At 59.5% G+C, this 5,744-nt stretch carries 8 protein-coding genes; 3 read left to right on the forward strand and 5 right to left on the reverse strand.

From position 1 onward, the window contains the following. A partial coding sequence (locus T18_RS02950) for an alkylphosphonate utilization protein (protein WP_323455174.1) occupies positions 1-238 on the forward strand: 238 nt, incomplete at its 5' end. Positions 239-253: 15 nt separating this feature from the next. After that, a complete protein-coding gene (ruvX, locus tag T18_RS02955; RefSeq protein ID WP_003512731.1) occupies positions 254-733 on the forward strand; it encodes a Holliday junction resolvase RuvX in 480 nt (159 codons plus the stop codon). Here ruvX and T18_RS02960 read toward each other — a convergent pair. The 5 genes from T18_RS02960 to T18_RS02975 form a co-directional block, all read right to left on the reverse strand. Next, positions 685-1,002, reverse strand: coding sequence for a DUF6105 family protein (locus T18_RS02960; RefSeq protein ID WP_003512730.1), 318 nt, complete (start codon positions 1,000-1,002; stop codon positions 685-687). The genes ruvX and T18_RS02960 overlap by 49 nt on opposite strands. Further along, on the reverse strand, positions 999-1,160 hold the full coding sequence (locus T18_RS26935; RefSeq protein WP_013635969.1) for a hypothetical protein: 162 nt from the start codon (positions 1,158-1,160) through the stop codon (positions 999-1,001). Before T18_RS26935 ends, T18_RS02960 begins: the two co-directional genes overlap by 4 nt. Before the next feature lie 258 nt (positions 1,161-1,418). Further along, complete coding sequence (locus T18_RS02965; protein WP_038490767.1) at positions 1,419-2,063, reverse strand: TetR/AcrR family transcriptional regulator; 645 nt, start codon at positions 2,061-2,063, stop codon at positions 1,419-1,421. Positions 2,064-2,198: 135 nt separating this feature from the next. Continuing rightward, a complete protein-coding gene (locus tag T18_RS02970; protein WP_038490764.1) occupies positions 2,199-2,810 on the reverse strand; it encodes a GNAT family N-acetyltransferase in 612 nt (203 codons plus the stop codon). A gap of 139 nt (positions 2,811-2,949) precedes the next feature. Continuing rightward, a complete protein-coding gene (locus T18_RS02975; RefSeq protein ID WP_038490761.1) occupies positions 2,950-4,602 on the reverse strand; it encodes an acyl-CoA dehydrogenase family protein in 1,653 nt (550 codons plus the stop codon). A gap of 129 nt (positions 4,603-4,731) precedes the next feature. Here T18_RS02975 and T18_RS02980 point away from each other — a divergent pair, with 129 nt between their 5' ends. Beyond that, complete coding sequence (locus T18_RS02980) at positions 4,732-5,673, forward strand: aspartate carbamoyltransferase catalytic subunit (RefSeq protein WP_003512724.1); 942 nt, start codon at positions 4,732-4,734, stop codon at positions 5,671-5,673. Positions 5,674-5,744 lie beyond the last annotated feature (71 nt).

Raw genomic sequence — 5,744 nt, forward strand, 5'->3', positions numbered from 1 at the left:
GCTGGCCGCAGAAGCTTTGCGCGCGAACGAAGTGCGCGATGCGGCAGGCAACGTGCTTGCGGATGGTGACCAGGTAACGCTGATCAAGGATCTGAAGGTCAAAGGCACCAATACGGTCATCAAGCAGGGCACTGTCATCAAATCGATCCGCCTGACCGGAAATCCGGAAGAAATCGATTGCAGGCACGAGACGGTCAAGGGTCTGGTGCTGCGCACCGAATTCGTCCGCAAAAGATAAAGGACAGCGTACGACATGGCGATACTTACCATCGAGGAGCTCGCGGAAACGCTTCAGCCGGCACAGGCGATTGCGGGCCTCGACCTTGGGACGAAAACCATCGGACTTGCCATGTCGGACCTGTCGCGGCGCTTCGCCACGCCGCGCCCCGTCATCAAACGGGTCAAATTCACTCGGGATGCCGAGGTGCTGCTGGCCTTTGCCGAAAAGGAAAAGGTATCCGCTTTCATCATCGGCCTGCCCATAAATATGGATGGATCGGCCGGACCACGCGCTCAGGCAACACGTGCCTTCGTTCGTACCATGGGGGAAAAAACCGCCCTGCCCTTCATTTTCTGGGATGAACGGCTTTCAACGGTCGCCGCCGAACGTGTGCTTCTGGAAATGGACGTCTCTCGCGCCAAACGGGCCGAACGCATCGATTCGGCAGCCGCAAGCTTCATTCTTCAGGGCGCGCTGGACAGGCTTTCGGCACTCGCCCGCGCAACGGGCTGACGTCCCTGCCACCAATTGGCAATCTGTTTTCGCTTGCGGAAAGCAAGGATCGCAAAAACGATCAGGCTGTCGACCGCTATGGCGCGCGCGACCAGCGGCGGCAGGCTTTCCGGCGGCAGGCCGAGGATATTGCCGTAAATCTGGAATACCAGATCATGCGTCTGGCGCGTCAGCATGAAGAAGCCGAAGCTCAAGTCGTAATAGGATAGCCAGTACCAGCTGCCGAGCAATGCAACGGGACCGGCCCAGAGGATCAAAAACCACTTCATGCAGTCTGCTCCCGCGTGAAAATCGTATCGGGAATGCCAGCAAGCACCGCCCAGCGCACCAGAGCCATCAGGCAAAGGTTAAAGGCTGGCGCGTCAATATCCAACGGCAGCATAGCAAAAAACGTCATCATGACGCCCAAAGCTGTCCAGCGGCTCACTTGCGGCTCCCTTATACGCAGTCATTGCGCATGGTTAACATTTTGTTAATGCACACTGGACCGGTAACCATGGCTAAGCAAATGAAAGCTGTCGGTATGGTTAACGGTGGCGGGTCCGGCTGTGGAAAACACCCCTCACGAAGCCAACGGCATGCGATGCCGCAAGGTTGCCGGACCGCTGAAAACATGGTTGATTTTTCGTCAAATAACGGCCGATTTTGTTAGGGCGACCGTCTCGCCCGGCTCGTTACGCCGCGCTCAGCCGTAAACGCCGCGCACCAGTCTTTTGACGGCGGTTGCAATCTTGTCCCAGTCCTTGTCCGACTTCAACGGCACGCCGGCGAACTGGCCGCTGGTGGCGGCGGAAATCACGAGATGCTGGATGGCGGCGAACAACACGGCATTGACGGATGCGGTATCTACGCCCTTGGGTGCTGCCAGCGATCCGCGCATGCGCTCCAGCCATTTGCCGAGCGATTTGGCACGGGCTTCGGCAAGCTGCCTGACCTGCGGCGAGCCATCCGACACTTCCCAGGCAATGATCTTGCAGACGAGAGGATCGCTGCGCAGCGCATCCATGAAATAAAGCGCCAGCTTTTCCATGAGATCGCCATAGGTCAACAGGAACATGCCGCCGGTATCTTCAGGAATACGGTCCTTTACCCAGGATCCGAGATCCTCGCCGATCGCCTCGATCAACCCTTCCAGACCGCCGAAATAACGGTAGATCAGCTGTTTGTCGCATCCGGCGCGGCGGGCAACGGCATTGATGCCAAAACCCTGAAAGCCCTCTTCGGCCAGAAGCGACCGGGCCGCCTCAAAAATCGCCTTCTCGGTCGCGGCGCGATCCTTGATGCGCTTTTCCGGCTTGTCGGCTGAAATCACCTCTGCGGTCGCCAGCATGCTTCCCTACCCGTCTTTTAAAAGGCCTGACCCAACGGGTTAACAAAGCATGAAGACGAGGACAATGCAGCGCAGCAGCTGGGGAGAAGGTTCCTGTGGATGAATTAAGATCGAGGACCCGTACCGCGCAAATAATCACTCCAGCGCCATTCCAAACCACACGGTGCCTGGTGTGTCGTGGGTTTCGAGACGTTTGAAGCCGCGGGTTTCCCAAAAGCGGATACCCGCCTGGTTGCGCTCGCTGGCGCCGAGGTGGATGCCGTAGACGTTGTTTTGTCTCGCCATATCGAGCCAGCGCGACAAAAGCCGCGTGCCGCCGCCCTTGCCCTGTGTGCGTGGCAGAAGGTTCAGGTGGATATGGGCCGGAAACGGATCAGTCAGCCAGGTTGGCGTGTGGCGCGGGTGGTGGATGAAATGTGCACGGCGCTGATCGGCGTCCCATGTTTGCTGGTCGCCAACGGGGTCGGGATAAAGGGCGCGCAGATGCGGCCACCACTCATGCTCCAGCCGCTCATCATGCAAGGCGGTATCCAGCGCGCCGGCGATGTAACCGCAGACACCCTCTTCGTCTTCCGCCACAAAAACGGCATCGGGCCACAGATGCAGATAAGGCACGGAATAAATATGCCCCACCATGCGGCCATCGCGATAAAGCAGGGTGGCATCCTGCCCGGCATCGCCGGTGGCGAGACTGATGGCGTAGAGCGCCTCTTCATCTTCAGGACGGGCGGAGCGGAAGGTCAGCATCTGCTATCGACCCCCATCTCCATGCGCGCACACGCGCCCACCGACTGAAAGACAGAAATACGCCCCACGCCAACGCCTTTTCTCAAATCCGATACCCCTCCCACAGGGACAGCAACAACAGCCTTCCACCCTTTATCGGTCAGGACGCGGGCGGATACAATAAATCGATTATATAATTCGGATCAAAGCGAGAATCGAGCATGCCGTAGGTATGTCGCCAACCACCCGCCAGACGGGTTTCGAGGAAGGCGTCTGCGATCTTGCCGGCGCCGAGCCGGCAAAGCTCGGCGGCAGCGGCAGCAAGTGCGAATTGCTCCACCAGCAGGCGGGCAGCACCCTCATCGCGTTCGGCAAGCGCGATTGCGGCGCGCAGCACATCCGTGGTCTTTTTGCCGGCGGGTCCGAGATCGCGCTCCAGCGTCTGGAAAACGAGATCGAACAGATCCCTGCCGCGCTGAAGAACACGCAGCACATCCAGCGCCATGACGTTGCCGGAGCCTTCCCATATGGCATTGACCGGCGCTTCGCGGTAGTGGCGAGCAATCGGCCGTTCTTCCACATAGCCGTTGCCGCCAAGGCACTCCATCGCCTCGTAGATCAACGCCGGCGCGATCTTGCAGCACCAGTATTTCACAATCGGCGTCATCACCCGCGCATAGGCCGCCTCGGCGGCATTGTTGCGGGCGGCATCGAATGCCGATGCCAGCCGGAAGGAGAGTGCCGTTGCGGCTGCGACATCCAGCGCCATATCGGCGAGAACGCGCGTCATTATCGGCTGGCTGACCAGCGTCTTGCCGAAGACGGAACGGCCGCGTGCGAAATGCACGGCTTCGGCGAGCGAAGCGCGCATCATGCCTGATGATGCCAGCGCGCAATCGAGCCGCGTCAGCGTCACCATGTCGAGAATGGTGCGCACACCGCTGCCAGGTTCACCCAGAAGATAACCGAAAGCATCGGTGAACTCGACTTCGGCGGAGGCGTTGGAGCGGTTGCCGAGCTTGTCCTTCAGGCGCTGGAAATGCAGGCCGTTCGCGGAACCGTCTTCCAGATAACGCGGCACCAGAAAACAGCCCATGCCGTCGCCCATCTGCGCCAGCATGACGAAACCGTCGCTCATCGGCGCGGACAGGAACCATTTGTGGCCGGACAGGCGATAGATGCCCTCGCCCACCCGCTCCGCCGTGCTGCGGTTGGCGCGCACATCCGTGCCGCCCTGTTTTTCCGTCATGCCCATGCCGACGGTGACGGCGGTTTTCTGCAAGGCCGGCTTCTGCGAGGAATCATATTTCCGCGACAGTATCTTCGGCACCCATTCCTTCTGCACACGCGACGAGGTCATGATGGCGGCAACGGAGGCGCTGGTCATGGTCAACGGGCAGAGATGCCCGGCCTCGAGCTGAGAGGTCAGATAAAATTTGGTGGCGCGCGCCTTGTGTTCATTGCCGCGCGTCTCAGCCGCATTTTCCCAGACGCTGGAATGAAGACCCGATGACATGGAACGGCGCATCAGTGCGTGCCATGCGGGATGGAACTCAACCTGATCGAGACGTTCCCCGCGCGGGCCATGCGTGTGCAGCTGCGGCACGCCCTGATTGGCCATGCGCGCCAGTTCCTGCGCTTCGTGCGAGGTGACGTAACGGCCGAGCTGGTCGAACTCGTCCCTCAGATTGCGTGACAGGCCGGATGTGAGGTCGACGATCAGCGGATCGGAACGATAGGCATTAATACCGGACCATAGGCTAGGCTGGTTTAGTTCGGCGAGCGATTCTTCTGTCCGGTTCATGCCTGTCATTCGCATCCTTCTATCGGGATTCGTGCTTTATTGCGTGTATATGCCAAAACCCGGCTTATCGCATGCTTGCCCGCAAAGCCACCTGTCTTTATAGACCCGTTGACTATTGCGACCCGGAGGACAATTTCCATGGTCTATTTTCCCCACCGCCATCTCCTCGGCATCAAGGGGCTTTCCCATCAGGATATAACCCTGCTTCTCGACAAGGCCGACGAAGCGGTGAAAATCAGCCGTCAGCGCGAGAAAAAAACCTCGACGCTTCGGGGCCTCACGCAGATCAACCTGTTCTTCGAAGCTTCGACCCGGACACAATCCTCCTTCGAACTTGCCGGAAAACGGCTTGGCGCCGATGTGATGAACATGTCGGTCAGCAATTCCTCGGTGAAGAAGGGCGAAACGCTGATCGACACGGCGATGACGCTGAACGCCATGCGCCCCGATGTGCTGATCGTGCGTCACTCCTCGGCCGGTGCCGCAGCCCTTCTCGCGCAGAAGGTTGCCTGCTCCGTGGTCAATGCCGGCGACGGTCAGCATGAACACCCGACGCAGGCCCTTCTCGACGCGCTGACCATCCGCCGCGCCAAGGGTGATCTTTCGGGAATAACGGTGGCGATCTGCGGCGACGTACTGCATTCGCGCGTTGCCCGCTCCAACATCATCCTACTCAACCAGATGGGCGCGCGCGTGCGCGTCGTGGCTCCCGCGACGCTTCTTCCCTCCGGCATTCGCGACATGAGCGTCGAGGTCTTCCATGATATGAAGGAAGGCCTGAAGAACGCCGATGTGGTGATGATGCTGCGCCTGCAGCGCGAGCGCATGTCCGGCTCCTTCGTGCCTTCGGTGCGCGAATATTTCCACTATTACGGTCTCGATGCCGAAAAGTTGAAGGCAGCGAAAGAAGACGCGCTGGTCATGCATCCCGGCCCGATGAACCGTGGCGTGGAAATCTCATCCGAAGTGGCTGATGGTCCGCAAAGCGTCATCGAAAGCCAGGTGGAAATGGGGGTTGCCGTGCGCATGGCTGTCATGGAAACCCTGCTTGTCTCGCAAAATCAGGGTGAGCGTGTATGAGTGCCGTGACCGTTCTCAAAAACCTTCGCATCGTTGATCCCTCCCGCAATCTGGACGAGGTGGGCAGCATC

Source organism: Rhizobium sp. TBD182 (assembly GCF_001950375.1).
Taxonomy (GTDB): domain Bacteria; phylum Pseudomonadota; class Alphaproteobacteria; order Rhizobiales; family Rhizobiaceae; genus Agrobacterium; species Agrobacterium tumefaciens.

Excerpts from the sequence above, each read along its gene's own strand:
- ruvX (WP_003512731.1), top strand. The coding sequence starts at position 254 with ATGGCGATACTTACCATCGAGGAGCTCGCGGAAACGCTTCAGCCGGCA.
- T18_RS02960 (WP_003512730.1), bottom strand. The coding sequence starts at position 1,002 with ATGAAGTGGTTTTTGATCCTCTGGGCCGGTCCCGTTGCATTGCTCGGC.
- T18_RS02965 (WP_038490767.1), bottom strand. The coding sequence starts at position 2,063 with ATGCTGGCGACCGCAGAGGTGATTTCAGCCGACAAGCCGGAAAAGCGC.
- T18_RS02970 (WP_038490764.1), bottom strand. The coding sequence starts at position 2,810 with ATGCTGACCTTCCGCTCCGCCCGTCCTGAAGATGAAGAGGCGCTCTAC.
- T18_RS02975 (WP_038490761.1), bottom strand. The coding sequence starts at position 4,602 with ATGACAGGCATGAACCGGACAGAAGAATCGCTCGCCGAACTAAACCAG.
- T18_RS02980 (WP_003512724.1), top strand. The coding sequence starts at position 4,732 with ATGGTCTATTTTCCCCACCGCCATCTCCTCGGCATCAAGGGGCTTTCC.